Origin of the sequence: Burkholderia sp. Ac-20379, assembly GCF_017104645.1 — a bacterium.
GTDB lineage: Bacteria > Pseudomonadota > Gammaproteobacteria > Burkholderiales > Burkholderiaceae > Burkholderia.
Window position 1 is genome coordinate 40,780 of record NZ_JAAGPF010000001.1, and the last position, 13,008, is coordinate 53,787.

Here is a 13,008-nt window from a genome sequence, read left to right on the forward strand (position 1 = left end):
ATCGATGACGTCACGCAAGAATCGCCTTCTGGTTTATCTGCTCGCCGCCGTGCTCGGCGTGATCGCGGTGCGCACGGTGCAGCACCTTCGCGGCGCGCCGGACGGCACCACGCCGCCCGCCTCCACCAGCAGCAAGCAGGAAGATGAAGCCGACGACGACAACCCGTTCGCCGAAAACGTGCCCGCGCACGCGGCCTACGAGCGCTTCATGGAGAAGCTCGACGACAACGCGAAGTTCCAGGCCGCGCTGGCCGGCGACAAGCAGGCCGACGGCTACGCAAAGGGCTACGGCCTCGCGCAGGACGGCCTGCCGCGCCTGTCCGACGCGCAGCTCGAACAGCGGCTCGCGCTGATGGCGAAGCTCGTGGCGGGCATGCCCGATCAGGACTGCCAGACGTTGTCGCGGCCGGCCGTCAAGCCCGAAGACAAGGAACGCATGCTCAACGACGCGATCGCACGCCTGAACGAGGCCGATGCGAACGCGTGGTTCGACATCTCGCTGGCCTCGGTGCAGGCCGTGCTCGACAACACGCCCGCGATCGACCCCGACCGCGCGGCCGTCACCACCGCGCTCGAACGAATCGTGCAGCCGCTGCCGCCCGCCGGGCGCAAGACCTTCCTCGACGCCACGCGCGCGCCGGCCACCGCCACGCCGGCCGACACCTGCACGGCGATGCGCACGCTGTACCGCAACGCGCTGACGCTCGACGCGCCTTACAAGGCCGCGATCGCGCGCGGGCTGGTCGTGCAAGCGAAGTAGCGCCTGCGGCAGGCGTCCGCATTGGTGCCGCCGGCGCACTGAAATCATGACGCCGCGTGTCTGTTTTCGCGGCGCCCGCGTGCGGAGAATGCGTCCTGTCGATCGGCAAGCGTCCTTGCCGAGACGTTACAGGAGCCTCATCGTGAAAACGCAATCGCTCGTTCTGCTGTTCGCCGCACTCGCCGCCTCGTTCGCCGCGCAGGCGCAATCCACCGTCACGCGCGCCGAGGTGCGCCAGGAACTCGACCAACTCGCCGCCGTCGGCTATCGTCCCGCGCGCAACGACATCCGCTACCCCGACGCGATCCAGGCCGCCGAAGCGCGGTTGCACGGCGCGCAGGCGTCGGCCGGCGTCGGCTATCAGGCCGGCGCGCGCAGCGAGGCCGGCGCGGGGCGCACGGCATCGCCGTATCTGCATCATTGAAGCCGATCCGGGTAGCATCGTGCGATGGCCGCGATCCGGCGGCCATCGCCGCTGCGCCGCGCGCGATTCGCCACGCAGCGCCTGCCCAACCTTCCCGTCTCGAGAGGTGCCCGACAATGCCCTGGCTTCACTTCGTAGCGTGGTTCTTCGGCGGCGTGTTCCTCGCCAACGCCCTGCCGCATGTCGTCAGCGGCGTTCGCGGCGAACCGTTTCAAAGCCCGTTCGCCACGCCGCGCGGACGCGGGCTGTCCTCGTCCACGGTGAACGTCGTGTGGGGGTTTTTCAATCTGGCGGTGGGCTACGCGCTGACCTGCCACGTGGGGCAGTTCGACCTGCGCGACACGGCCGATGCGGCCGCGCTCGGTTTGGGCATGCTGGCGCTCAGCCTGTTCGCCGCCCGGCATTTCGGGCAGTTTCACGGCGGCAGGCGCGCCGGGCGCTGAATCGACGCGCTCAGGCCACCGAGGCCAGCTTCAGCGACAAGCCCGCCGCATGAATGCCCGACGCCGCCGCCTCGGGCAGGCCGGCGCCGCTGACGATATGGCCGAAGCGTTCGAGATCGGCGATCTTGTAGGTGCTGAACGTGCCGTATTTGGAGCTGGTCGCGAGCAGCACCGTCTGCTAGGCCACGTCGATCGCCGCGCGCTTCACGTCGATCTTCGGCGGCGACGGCGTGGTCATGCCGCGCCGCAAATCCCAGGAACTCGCCGAGATGAACGCCACGTCCACCGCAAGCTGCCGCAGCGTGGCCGCGGCCAGCTCGCCCACGCTCGACTGATTGGCGTGATCGAGCAGCCCGCCGGTGTGGATCGCGGCCACGTGCCCGGCGTTCATCAGCGCCTGCATGATCGGGAAATCGTTGGTGACCACCGTGATGTCGGGCAGCGCCAGGATGTGCGGCACCAGCGCCAGCGTGGTGGTGCCCGCGTCGAGATACGCCGTCATGCCGGGCCGCAGGAACGACGCGGCGAGTTGCGCGATCGCGCGCTTCTCGTCCGGATCGATCAGCGCCTTCGATACGTGGCTCGCCACCCGCACGCCGCCGGGCACCGAATGCACGAGCCCGTCGCGCTCGAGCAGCGCGATGTCGCGCCGCACCGTCATGTGCGAGCAGCCGAGCGCCTCCATCAACTGGAGGAAACCGCGCGGCTGTTCCTGACGATGCAGGCGCGCGGCACGCCGGTCGCGCCGCTCGATGCGCGGCAGATCGACGAGCTGTGCGCGACGTTCGGGGCGCGGTGGTAACCGGCCCGTAAACACGGACGACGGCGGCGCCGGCCATCGCGGCCGCGCCGCTTTCTTCGCATCGCCTCAACGATGCGAATACTTCACGGAAAATGCGCCCGGCGCCGCGCTTTCCGCAGACGAAACCAGCATAACTTGCCGGCGGCATCGTCGCCGATCGCCCGCGAATCAGGGCATTTTTACCTTCATCTTCGCCTGAATTCGTCGTACCGATTCTCACTTTTCGTGAGTTCACAATCTTTAACGATACGCAAACCTTTGCGCTACGAATTCGCACAATAGGCACCTGTGCTCGTGCCGAATGCTGCCGATAACCCTGCCACGGATGCGGCAATCCGTCAGCGAACTGCAGGTTCGCCGAAATCCGGCAGGCGTCATTGCCTTTTCATCGCGGCACACGGAGCGAACCCCTTTATGAATCTCAAGAATCTGTCGACGAAATCCTCGCTCCTGATCACATTCGGAACGCTGACCGTTGTCGTGCTGGTGGTGTCGGGCGTTTCGCTGAAGGCGCTCGGCGATTCGAACGACCGCTTCTACAGCTACGTGAAAGGCATCAACGCGCGCGCCGACAAGGCGCGCGAAGTTCGCGCCGCCGTGGACGACCGCGCGATGGCCGTGCGCAACCTCGTGCTGGTGAGCGCGCCGGCCGACGTCCAGATCGAGAAGGCCGCCGTGACCGACGCCGAGCAGCGCGTGGAAACCGCGCTCGCCGAATTCAACGCGATGGTGGCCAACGCCGCCGACATGAGCGACGTGTCGCGCAGCAACGCGATGGAAATTTCGCGCGTCGAGGCGCAATACCGGCCCGTCGCGCTCGATATCGACCGCCTGGCGCTGGCCGGCCAGCGCGACGCCGCCATCGACGAGATCGCCAACAAGTGCCGCCCGCTGCTCAACGCGCTGATCAAGGCCACCAGCGCCTACCAGGCTTCCACGCATGCGCGCGAGGCCCAACTCGTTCAGGATGCCGAAGATCGCTTCGCAATGCAGCGCAACCTGCTGATCGGCATCTGCCTGGCCTCGATCGTGCTGGCCACGCTCGCCGGCCTGACGATCACGCGCCGCCTGATGCGTGCGCTCGGCGCGGAGCCGACCGATCTGGCCGAGGTCACGCACCGCGTGGCGGCCGGCGACCTGAGCCCGGTGCCGGGCGGCGGCGCCGCGCCGGCCGGCAGCGTGCTGGCCTCGATGAGCGAGATGCAGCGCAGCCTCGTGGTGCTGCTGAGCGGCGTGCGCAGCGCCGCCGACAACATCGCCACCGGCTCCGGCCAGATCGCGGCGGGCAACACCGATCTGTCGTCGCGCACCGAGCAGCAGGCGGCATCGCTGCAGGAAACCGCGTCGAGCATGGAGCAACTGACGGCCACCGTGAAGCAGAACGCCGACAGCGCGCGCCAGGCCAACATCATGTCGGCCAACGCGTCGGACGTGGCCACCAAGGGCAGCGCCGTGGTGGGCCGCGTGGTCGAGACGATGGGCGAGATCAGCACCAACTCCACGAAGATCGCCGACATCACCGGCATCATCGAGGGCATCGCGTTCCAGACCAACATCCTGGCGCTGAACGCGGCCGTGGAAGCCGCCCGCGCCGGCGATCAGGGCCGCGGCTTCGCGGTGGTCGCCAATGAAGTGCGCAGCCTCGCGCAACGCTCGTCGAGCGCGGCCAAGGAGATCAAGGATCTGATCAGCGCCTCGGTGCAGCAGATCGGCGACGCCGCCAAGCTCGCCAACGAGGCCGGCGCCACCATGTCGGACGTGACTCAGGCCGTGGGCCACGTCACCGACATCGTCGGCGAGATCGCCGCCGCGTCCGAGGAACAGAGCCGCGGCATCGAGCAGGTCAACCAGGCGATCACGCAGATGGATGAGGTCACGCAGCAGAACGCCGCGCTGGTGGAGGAAGCGGCCGCGGCCTCGACGGCGCTGGAGGATCAGGGCCGCCAGCTCAATGCGAGCATCGCGCAGTTCCGGATGGAATCGGCGCTGGCGTACTGAGCCAACGCGCGATACGTCATACCGATGGCGGGCTGGCGCCGTTGCGAGGCAAAACGTGGCGTTAAGTGCAGCCCGCGCGACAGCCTGCTACATTGCATCAGTCCGCCCGCATTCCCGCGGGCAGGCACGGCACCCGCCACACGTTGCGGGCACCGCTCACCTCACTGATTCAGGAGAAAGTCGATATGCGTACCTCCCGCAAGCTGTCTCTTGCCGCGTTGACGTTGTCCCTGTCGCTGGGCCTGTCCGGCCTCGCGGCAGCTCAAACGCCCGCGTCCGATCCGGGCGCCGCCGCGCCGGCCGCCGCCAGCGCGCCGACCAAGGCCCAGAAACGCAAGGCCGCCCGCGCGCAGCACAAGGCCGAACGCAAGGCGGCCCGTGCCAAGAACTCGGCAGAACTGAAGAAGCTGGAAGCGAACGGCTACAAGCCGGCCGCCAACGATCCGAACTATCCGCAGGATCTGCAGAACGCCGAGAAGAAGGCGGGGACGTCGGGGCAGTAAGCCGTAGCCGTTGTCGTGAAATCGAGTGCAGGATCCGCCGACCGTGCCTGCGCGAGCACCGCATGATCGGCAACCCTTTCAAGCAGGCAATGCGGCCTCGCACGAGTTCGCGCGATTTGATTTTGATCCTCCCGAAATCGAATCGCGCCCCGCTCCTCATTGATTTGTCAGTACGCGAGCATGGATTTGCACGCGCACTCGGCCATTCCGTTTATGATGCGCTGCTATAGAAAAACATCGCAGCCGAACACACGCTGCGAAATGATATTGAAAGGATAACGCCCGAGAAGCGTTGTCCGTTTTATCGTTCCGGGGCGGCCAACGGTTGAGTTGGCTGGTGTCACACATCAAGCCGAAAAATTCAATCGCAATGAACGGCCAAAACGACAAGCTGCCAAGCGCAAATTTTGTTTTCTTCCGCAGCCTGCTGTGGATCATTTTATTTGCCGCATTGGTTGCATCCACTTCCAATATCTTTTCTTTGATATTGATCGATTTTGTTCACGGCAATCCGAATCGATCTCAAAACAATGCGATTTCCATGATGATGGTGGATTCGCCGATATTCAGCCTGATCGCGGCGCTGGGTATCGTGATTGTGTTTTCGGCCGCGCAGTTCGCGCAATCGAAAGCGATGCACTTTTTGCATCCACGCATCGGAAGATGGGCCTACGTTTGTATCGGGCTGCTGGTGCCGTTGCTCTCGGTTGTGACGTGGTATTGCTACGACTACTTGACGCCGTCCGACGTCATTCTCGGAATCGATGCGGGCCCGGATTGGGTGCCCTATCGGCACGGCCTGACGCTCCACCGATATCTAGCGACCCTGAAGTACCAGAGCGCAGTGACGGCTTTCAACCTGCTTTACTTTGAAGTATTGACATTCCACCGATCCAAGAAAATTCTCGTATCGATTCTGATTCTTGTTGCGATCATTGTCGGCATGACCATGGGGCACCAGAAAGCGGTCGAGCAATACCATTTCATCGATCACCCGCAGGCGTCATAATGCGTCGATCAATTTCATAAATTTTTCCATGAACATAAATTATGTCGTCGCCGGAGCTGCAATCGCATTTGGCGTATACGCAGTCGTCAATCAATGGAAAAAACTTGAAACCGGGAAGCAGAAAAAGATATTCCTTCTTGGAATACTGGCTGGCATGCCCATTCTCATTTTCGGGATAATTTTTCAAATACATCAATTGAATCATTTGCGATAAATTTGCCCTCCGCCCAGGCTTCCGGCCGGCCGCATGCAGTTCGATGCGGCCGGTTCGGTTTTTTGGAACGCTGACGCCTCAACCTGCCTCGTGCTGCTCCCGCGCCGCGAGCGGATGCCAGAGCCGCGCCCCGCCCTCGATGCCGTTCTCGTTCGACACCGTCGCCACGTTCGGCGGCAGCGCGAACGTGAGACGTTCGGCATTGCCGCCGCCGATCCACAGCCGGTCGTAGTGCACCAGCGATTCGAGAATACCGAGCACCTTCTCGACGCGCGCGTTCCAGCGCTTGTTGCCGGCCGAGCGGCGCGCGGCGTCGCCAATATATTCGTCGTACGTATATTTCTTGCTGACCGGGTGATGCGCGAGCTCGAGGTGCGGCATCAGTTCGCCGTCGCGGAACAGCGCGGTGCCGGCGCCGGTGCCGAGCGTCAGCACGAATTCGAGGCCGCGGCCCTCGATCGCGGAGAAGCCCTGCATTTCGGCATCGTTGATCATGCGCACGGCCGGAATGCCGAGGCGCTCGCCCAGCATCTCGGCCAGCGGCACGTTGTTCCAGCCCTTCGGGCCGATGTTCGGCGCGGTCAGCACATGGTTGTCGCGCACGAAGCCGGGAAAACCGATCGACACGCGCGAGGCCGGATGTTGCGCGAGCAACGGCTTGACCAGCTCGTGCAACGTCTCGACCATCCGCTTCGGCGGGCATGGATGCGGCGTGGTCACGCGCACGCGCTCGGTGCGCATCGCGCCGTCCGCATCGATGATCGCGGCCTTCAGGCCGCTGCCGCCGATATCGATCGCCAGGATCGCCTCGCCGTTCTCATGCGTGGCGTGGGGCTTGGTGCTGGGCTTCTTGCTGGGTTTCATGGTTGTCGTCTCGTGTTGTAGTGGGAGGCCGCGGCTGCGCCGCCGGCCGGATCGTTCGCGTTCCTCAGTTTTTTTCGCCGCGCTGGGGCGCGTCGGGCGCGTCGGAAGCCTTCGGCGTCTTGGCCGGTTCGGCCTCGGCGAGCGGCCGCCAGGCCCGGCCGTCGCGCGCCAGCAGCGCATCGGCCTCGGCCGGCCCTTCGCTGCCGGCCGGATACGCGTGCACCGGAATCGCCTCGCCGCCTTCCGGATGCAGCACGCCTTCCACGGCCGCCCAGGTTTCCTCGATGGCGTCGGCGCGCTGGAACAGCGTCTCGTCGCCGAGCAGGCAGTCGTACAGCAGCGTTTCGTAGCCCACGTTGGCGCGCTGCGGGAAGAACGCATCGTAATCGAACGACGAGCGCACCGGGCCCACCTGCATGGCCGGCCCCGGCGTCTTGACGTTGAAATCGAAGCTCGTGCCGTGCGACGGATCGATGCGCAGCGTCAGCACGTTCGGTGTGAGCGCATCGATCGGCGTGTCGCGGAACAGCCGGAACGGCACGGGCTTCAGTTGCACGGCAATCTCGGTGCGCCGCTCGGCGAGCCGCTTGCCGGTGCGCAGATAGAACGGCACGCCGGCCCAGCGCCAGTTGTCGATCTGCACGCGCGCGGCCGCGTAGGTTTCGGTACGGCTGTCCTTCGCGACGTCCGGTTCGTCGCGATAGGCCACGCCGCCGGGGCCGGCGGCGTATTGGCCGAAGACGACGTCGGCGGGCGCGAGCGGCTTCAGCGCCTCGAAGATGTCGGCCTTCTTGTCGCGCACGGCCTCGGCCTCGAACGAGTTCGGCGGCTCCATCGCCACCATGCCGAGCAACTGGAACAGGTGGTTCGGCACCATGTCGCGGAACGCGCCCGTCTGCTCGTAGAAGTTGCCGCGCCGCTCCACGCCGATCACCTCCGACGCCGTGATCTGCACGCTGTCGATGTACTCGCGCCGCCAGATCGGCTCGAACAGCGCGTTGGCGAACCGCACGGCCATGATGCTCTGCACCGTTTCCTTGCCGAGAAAATGGTCGATGCGGTAGATCTGCGATTCCTTCGCCACCTCGAGCAGATGCCGGTTCAGGTCGCGCGCCGAGGCCAGATCGCTGCCGAACGGCTTTTCGATGACGATGCGACGGAACGGCCCGCTCTTGCCGCCGCGCTCCTCGAGCAAGCCGGCCTTGCCGAGCTGCTCGACGATCGGCTTGAAGAAACGCCCGCTCACGGCGAGGTAGAACACCACGTTGCCCTGCGCGTCGCCGAGTTGCTTCGCGAGCCGCTGGTATGCGCCCGCATCCTCGAAATCGCCGGCCATGTAGGTCAGGCGCTGCGCGACCCAGTTCCAGGCGGTGTCGTCGAGCTTGCCGGCGTGGAAGGTGCTGGCCTTGTCGGCCGCGAGCTTGACGAGCGCGTCGTGCAGATCGTCGCGCCAGGCGGCCGTCTCGCGCTCGCCGTGATTGACGCCGATGATCCGGGTGCCGTCGTCGAGCAGGCCGTCCACCGCGAGGTTGTAGAGCGCGGGCATCAGCAGGCGGCTCGTCAGGTCGCCGCCCGCGCCGAAGATCACCAGCGTGCACGGCGGCGCGCGATGCTTGCCGGCCGGCGACGCGGCCTCGCGATGCGCGGGCGCGGGCACTTTCGACGCGGCGGGTTGATCGGTTCGAGCGGGGGAAGCGGAGCGGGAATCCGAACGGGAAGCGTTCATCGGCAGGTTCTCCTTCTAGCGGGATGAATGGCGGCCGGGTAGCAAATGCAATGCCCGGAAGGATGACGGCGGCGCATCGCTTTCGATGCGCCGCCGCGCGATGCGTGGGCTGGCGGCGCCGCGCTCGAACGCGCTGCATCGCGCTTGTCGTGCGCGCCTGGCAAGGGCTCGCGCGTTTGCGGCATTCGGCATCGCCAACCTTCTGGTCATTACAGCCGATTTCCTGCAAGTGCGTGGGGCGGCGGCTCGCGCGTCGTCGCCATTGGCATGCCCCACCGGCTCGCGCGTCGTCGTGCCGTCGGCGTCGCGCATGCTCGGCCGCTTGCCGACTTCCCCCTCAGCGTCATCTCGCTCGCAATCGTCATTGCCGTCACGCCTTGCCGCCCCACGCCCCGCCCCGCCATCCGCGGCAACCCGCAACCCGCAACCGCGCACCGTCTCGTATACTCAGCCCTCCTGCCGCCTCGCCCTCGCGCCATGCACCTCGACCGCCGCACCGCCACCGCGCTCCTCGTTGCCGCCGTGTTCTTCATGGAAAACCTCGACGCCACCGTGATCGCCACGGCGCTGCCCACCATGGCCCGCGAGTTCGGCACCGCCGCCGCGCACCTGTCGATCGGCGTGTCGGCGTACCTGGTGGCGCTGACCGTGTTCATCCCGATCAGCGGCTGGATGGCGGACCGCTACGGCGCGCGCCGCGTGTTCGCGTCGGCGATCGTCGTGTTCACGCTGTCGTCGCTGCTGTGCGCGGCCAGCACCACCCTGCTCGCGTTCACGGCCGCGCGCACGCTGCAGGGCCTCGGCGGCGCGATGATGGTGCCGGTGGGCCGGCTGGTGGTGTTGCGCGACACGCCGAAGGATCAGATCGTGCGCGCCATCGCGATCCTGACCTGGCCCGCGCTGGTCGCGCCGATACTCGGGCCGCCGGTGGGCGGCTGGATCGCGATGCACTGGAGCTGGCCGTGGATCTTCCTGCTGAACCTGCCGATCGGCGCGGTGGCGCTGGCCGCCGCGCTCGTGCTGGTGCGCGACGGCGACGCCAGGCGCGCGCCGTTCGACCTGCCCGGCTTCATCCTGACCGGCCTCGGCTTCCTGCTGTTCATGGCCGGGCTGGAGGCCGCGAGCCGCGCCGATATTCCGCGCGTGCTCGCATTCGCGATGCTTGCCGCCGGCGTGGCGCTGCTGATCGTGTCGGCGCGCTATCTGGCGCGCGCGCCGCATCCGCTGTTCGCGCTCGGGCCGTTGTCGATCGGCACGTTCCGCGTCACCGCGCTCGGCGGCTCGTTGTTTCGGACTGCCATCGGCACCGCGCCGTTCCTGCTGCCGCTGATGTTCCAGCTCGCGTTCGGCTACAGCGCCGTGCAAGCCGGCACGCTGCTGCTGTGGCTGTTCGCCGGCAATCTCGCGATGAAGCCGGCCACCACGCGCATCATGCATGCGTTCGGCTTTCGCCCGGTGCTGATCGGCAACGGCGCGCTGATCGTGCTCGGCTTCGCCGCCTGCGCGACGCTGACGGCCGACACGCCGCACTGGCTCGTCTGCCTGTTGCTGTTCATCACCGGCATGACGCGCTCGATGCAGTTCACGGCGATGAACACGATCGGCTTCGCCGACGTGCCGCAGCCGCAGATGCGCGACGCCACCACGCTGTTCTCGGTGCTGCAGCAAATGAACGCGGGGATGGGGATCGCGGTGGGCGCGCTGGCGCTATCGGTGGCGGGCGTGCTGCATGGTTCGCCGCAGGGCACGCCGAGCGTGGCCGATTTCCATCTGGCGTTCGCGATGATTGCGGCGATGGCCGCGGTGGCGATCGTCGACAGCGTGATGCTGCCGAGGGATGCGGGCGAGCGGGTGCTGGCGCGGGGGCGGTGATCGGAGCGGCGCCGCAATGAATGCGGGTGGCGACTTCGACCTCAAGGTTCAGGCTACGGCATTCTCCGGTTGCCCCGGCCAAAGCGGCCACGCCTGTGAACCGCATCGACCGGCAGCCTCTTCGCCCGTGTCAGAGCTTGACTGCGAATGTGGCCAGAAACGTCGGCAGAAAATTGTCGATGACAAACCGTGGTTTGGGCTGCTTATCTTCGTGGAATCCCTTGAGCACGAATCCAGCTTCCAGTTGACCGCCGATCTGTTCGCTCAAGCTATGACCGAATATCAAGGCGTCTCCGCTTGACTGCTTTCGAGCCAGTTCGGCCGGCGTGAGGTCGCGCACGTCCGAGTAAGGAACGCTGAAACGCGGGCGGATCAAACCCTGCGTGGACAATTCCGGGCTCCGGTCGGCAACGAAGACGACCGGATTGAAAAAGCTGCTGAGTAATCGCCCGCCTCCCGCGCGCAATACTCTGAAGCATTCGCGCCATACCGGGCGCACATCCGGCACATACTGATTCGAAACAGGGTGAACAATCACGTCGAACGATGCCTCTGCAAAAACGGACAGATCGCGCATGTCGCCCTGAACGCATTTCAATGTGAGGCCATCGCGACGCGCGACCATCTCGTCCTGTTCGAGTTGCAAGGCGGACGCGTCGAACACCGTGACGTCGGCACCGGCTGCGGCGAGAACCGGCGCTTGCTGACCGCCTGCCGAAGCGAGGCAGAGAATGCGTTGCGCCCGGACATCGGCTAGCCAGTGCGGAGGGAGCGCATTCGGCGTCAGATGGATGTTCCAATCGCCGCGGCGAGCGGCCGCGATCACGTCGGGGCCGACGGGTTGAGACCATTCGCACCGGCTCGCGGCCTGGCGGTCCCAGGCAATGCGATTGTGGTCGAAGATATTGAATTCGCTGGTCGGTATGGTGGGCATCGTGTTTTCCTCGAATCGATCTGGAAAACTGCCTCTCGATACACTGGCCGCAAGCCTAACCCTGCATTGGCAAACCGTTGAACCCGGTATCTCGGGGAACGGCATGCGCTGGGGCGCCATCGAAATGAAAAGCAATGCGGCTCGCGCACGGGGCAGCGAGTGGGCAAGATGCGAAGGCATCAGGGCATTACTCGTTCATTCGACACACCTGTGAATTTTTAGAATGGCGGAATCAGTTTAACCGAACCACGGCAGCGAGGATATTGTCGTCAATGGCCAGGGGTGACGGTGAACGAACGGTCACTGGCATTCGATGCCGGAATCGTCGACAATCCGGCGATGCGGCCATTCGGCCCGAACGAAAATCCATTCGCCGCGCACGGGAGCGCCAATGCAAGATGGATCGATCGCAATCGACGTCATATGGAAGCACAACTGCGATACGGAACCCATCCGTCTCGTGTCCGTCCTCGATCGGAATCGCCATGAGGTTCGCAAGCTTGAATTCTATCGCGATGGGCGAGTTGGATTCGCGGACGACAAGAGATCTGCGTTAGGAACACAACTCGGATACCTTCCAGTGCCTGCGTTGACCGAAATAAACGCCAACCCTGAGTTCGAAGCTCGGGAGACAACGATGAAGGCATTCGAAACGCTGTGGTCTCGCCATGCGACGTGACGACGATCCAAGCCGAGCTCGCCACTGCCCGGCATTCGCCGATTCATCGACAGCCGTTGACATCGGCCACGTTATGCACGAAACCGGAGCGCCTCGTGTCCGAAAATGATTTTGATCTGGAACTGGAGCGCCTGATGGAGCACTCGGTCGGCGAACTGCTCAAATCGGCGCGAATGGATCCCAAGGCGTTCGATGCACTAAGACCCGCTAACGCAACCTAGACACGAAGCGGCGAACGTCATATTGTCGCGAGATGGCAAGACGCAAAATCAGTAACGAGTTGTGGGTGGCGCTGGAGCCGCTGATTCCGGAGTTCACCCCATCGCCCAAAGGCGGACGGCGACGCACGCCTGGTTTGCAGGCTTCGGCAAACTGCGTATCCGCTTCGAGCGATGGCTCGATATCCACACGGCGTTGCTCAAACTCGCAGCAGCCATTATCTGTGCGCGATTCATTGATGACTTGTATTAGCCACTCTAAGTGGGGGCCATGTCCGGAGTTACGGGGGCAACTCCAGCGCATGCTTTCTCAGGAAAAGGGGGATCGTATTAACGCGCCAACTGCACAGCTCGATGGCGGAGCTGGTGGTATTTCCACAAGCTGCTAATCGCCCCGATTAATCGGCAGCGCACCATCCGCGACCGGAAGGGCCATTATTCATATGTGGCGATAGAGGATTGCATGCGCTACACTGCGCCCGAATAGCACGCTCGCCATGACAAATTAAGCCGTTCAAAGCTTTCATGGCTCGTTCAAATATCAATATCGATTGACGTTGCA

The 13,008-nt window shown here is 64.9% G+C and carries 15 protein-coding genes and 1 pseudogene; 11 read left to right on the plus strand and 5 right to left on the minus strand.

All coding sequences use genetic code 11. The features are described 5' to 3' along the window. Nucleotides 1–4 precede the first annotated feature (4 nt). The 3 genes from G3N92_RS00060 to G3N92_RS00070 all read left to right on the plus strand — a co-directional run bounded on the left by G3N92_RS00060 (nt 5) and on the right by G3N92_RS00070 (nt 1,627). Nucleotides 5–760, plus strand: coding sequence for a hypothetical protein (locus G3N92_RS00060; protein ID WP_206125395.1), 756 nt, complete (start codon nt 5–7; stop codon nt 758–760). A gap of 142 nt (nt 761–902) precedes the next feature. Next, nucleotides 903–1,184 carry a DUF4148 domain-containing protein gene (locus G3N92_RS00065; protein WP_339385804.1) on the plus strand — a complete coding sequence of 94 codons (282 nt, stop codon included), beginning with the start codon at nt 903–905 and terminating at the stop codon, nt 1,182–1,184. A gap of 116 nt (nt 1,185–1,300) precedes the next feature. After that, nucleotides 1,301–1,627 carry a hypothetical protein gene (locus G3N92_RS00070; protein WP_206125397.1) on the plus strand — a complete coding sequence of 109 codons (327 nt, stop codon included), beginning with the start codon at nt 1,301–1,303 and terminating at the stop codon, nt 1,625–1,627. A 10-nt stretch (nt 1,628–1,637) separates the two neighbouring features. On the opposite strand, the gene G3N92_RS00075 is transcribed toward G3N92_RS00070, so the two are convergent. Then, nucleotides 1,638–1,799, minus strand: coding sequence for a hypothetical protein (locus tag G3N92_RS00075; RefSeq protein WP_206125398.1), 162 nt, complete (start codon nt 1,797–1,799; stop codon nt 1,638–1,640). 6 nt (nt 1,800–1,805) lie between these two features. Beyond that, complete coding sequence (locus G3N92_RS00080) at nt 1,806–2,288, minus strand: DeoR/GlpR family DNA-binding transcription regulator (RefSeq protein WP_206125399.1); 483 nt, start codon at nt 2,286–2,288, stop codon at nt 1,806–1,808. Here G3N92_RS00080 and G3N92_RS00085 point away from each other — a divergent pair, their 5' ends adjacent. The 4 genes from G3N92_RS00085 to G3N92_RS00100 all read left to right on the plus strand — a co-directional run bounded on the left by G3N92_RS00085 (nt 2,289) and on the right by G3N92_RS00100 (nt 5,939). Continuing rightward, nucleotides 2,289–2,429 (plus strand): hypothetical protein, encoded by a 141-nt coding sequence (locus G3N92_RS00085; RefSeq protein ID WP_206125400.1) that lies wholly within the window; start codon nt 2,289–2,291, stop codon nt 2,427–2,429. It begins immediately after the preceding gene. Nucleotides 2,430–2,843: 414 nt separating this feature from the next. Continuing rightward, complete coding sequence (locus tag G3N92_RS00090) at nt 2,844–4,427, plus strand: methyl-accepting chemotaxis protein (protein ID WP_206125401.1); 1,584 nt, start codon at nt 2,844–2,846, stop codon at nt 4,425–4,427. A gap of 185 nt (nt 4,428–4,612) precedes the next feature. Continuing rightward, complete coding sequence (locus G3N92_RS00095; RefSeq protein ID WP_206125402.1) at nt 4,613–4,930, plus strand: DUF4148 domain-containing protein; 318 nt, start codon at nt 4,613–4,615, stop codon at nt 4,928–4,930. Nucleotides 4,931–5,267: 337 nt separating this feature from the next. Next, a complete protein-coding gene (locus G3N92_RS00100) occupies nt 5,268–5,939 on the plus strand; it encodes a hypothetical protein (RefSeq protein ID WP_206125403.1) in 672 nt (223 codons plus the stop codon). Between the two features lie 292 nt (nt 5,940–6,231). On the opposite strand, the gene G3N92_RS00105 is transcribed toward G3N92_RS00100, so the two are convergent. Both G3N92_RS00105 and zwf read right to left on the minus strand, forming a co-directional pair. Beyond that, nucleotides 6,232–7,017, minus strand: coding sequence for an ROK family protein (locus G3N92_RS00105; protein WP_206125404.1), 786 nt, complete (start codon nt 7,015–7,017; stop codon nt 6,232–6,234). Nucleotides 7,018–7,081: 64 nt separating this feature from the next. Beyond that, nucleotides 7,082–8,743 carry a glucose-6-phosphate dehydrogenase gene (zwf, locus tag G3N92_RS00110; protein ID WP_206125405.1) on the minus strand — a complete coding sequence of 554 codons (1,662 nt, stop codon included), beginning with the start codon at nt 8,741–8,743 and terminating at the stop codon, nt 7,082–7,084. A gap of 477 nt (nt 8,744–9,220) precedes the next feature. Between zwf and G3N92_RS00115 the strand changes: the two genes are divergently transcribed. Further along, entirely contained in the window at nt 9,221–10,615 is a 1,395-nt protein-coding gene (locus G3N92_RS00115; RefSeq protein ID WP_206125406.1) for an MFS transporter, read from the plus strand. Nucleotides 10,616–10,745: 130 nt separating this feature from the next. On the opposite strand, the gene G3N92_RS00120 is transcribed toward G3N92_RS00115, so the two are convergent. Beyond that, nucleotides 10,746–11,549: a class I SAM-dependent methyltransferase gene (locus G3N92_RS00120; RefSeq protein WP_206125407.1), complete on the minus strand. Its 804-nt coding sequence runs from the start codon at nt 11,547–11,549 to the stop codon at nt 10,746–10,748. A 391-nt stretch (nt 11,550–11,940) separates the two neighbouring features. Here G3N92_RS00120 and G3N92_RS35445 point away from each other — a divergent pair, with 391 nt between their 5' ends. From G3N92_RS35445 to G3N92_RS00130, 3 genes and pseudogenes are all read left to right on the plus strand, one after another. Then, the gene (locus G3N92_RS35445) at nt 11,941–12,228 is read left to right on the plus strand and encodes a hypothetical protein (protein WP_339385805.1); all 288 of its coding nucleotides are present in this window, start codon (nt 11,941–11,943) and stop codon (nt 12,226–12,228) included. Further along, a complete protein-coding gene (locus tag G3N92_RS00125) occupies nt 12,225–12,449 on the plus strand; it encodes a hypothetical protein (RefSeq protein ID WP_206125408.1) in 225 nt (74 codons plus the stop codon). Before G3N92_RS35445 ends, G3N92_RS00125 begins: the two co-directional genes overlap by 4 nt. Before the next feature lie 121 nt (nt 12,450–12,570). Further along, nucleotides 12,571–12,699 (plus strand): annotated as a pseudogene (locus G3N92_RS00130) (IS5/IS1182 family transposase); the annotation flags it as partial. Between the last annotated feature and the right edge of the window lie 309 nt (nt 12,700–13,008).

Excerpts from the sequence above, each read along its gene's own strand:
- G3N92_RS00060 (WP_206125395.1), top strand. The coding sequence starts at position 5 with ATGACGTCACGCAAGAATCGCCTTCTGGTTTATCTGCTCGCCGCCGTG.
- G3N92_RS00070 (WP_206125397.1), top strand. The coding sequence starts at position 1,301 with ATGCCCTGGCTTCACTTCGTAGCGTGGTTCTTCGGCGGCGTGTTCCTC.
- G3N92_RS00080 (WP_206125399.1), bottom strand. The coding sequence starts at position 2,288 with ATGACGGTGCGGCGCGACATCGCGCTGCTCGAGCGCGACGGGCTCGTG.
- G3N92_RS00090 (WP_206125401.1), top strand. The coding sequence starts at position 2,844 with ATGAATCTCAAGAATCTGTCGACGAAATCCTCGCTCCTGATCACATTC.
- G3N92_RS00095 (WP_206125402.1), top strand. The coding sequence starts at position 4,613 with ATGCGTACCTCCCGCAAGCTGTCTCTTGCCGCGTTGACGTTGTCCCTG.
- G3N92_RS00105 (WP_206125404.1), bottom strand. The coding sequence starts at position 7,017 with ATGAAACCCAGCAAGAAGCCCAGCACCAAGCCCCACGCCACGCATGAG.
- zwf (WP_206125405.1), bottom strand. The coding sequence starts at position 8,743 with ATGAACGCTTCCCGTTCGGATTCCCGCTCCGCTTCCCCCGCTCGAACC.
- G3N92_RS00115 (WP_206125406.1), top strand. The coding sequence starts at position 9,221 with ATGCACCTCGACCGCCGCACCGCCACCGCGCTCCTCGTTGCCGCCGTG.
- G3N92_RS00120 (WP_206125407.1), bottom strand. The coding sequence starts at position 11,549 with ATGCCCACCATACCGACCAGCGAATTCAATATCTTCGACCACAATCGC.
- G3N92_RS35445 (WP_339385805.1), top strand. The coding sequence starts at position 11,941 with ATGCAAGATGGATCGATCGCAATCGACGTCATATGGAAGCACAACTGC.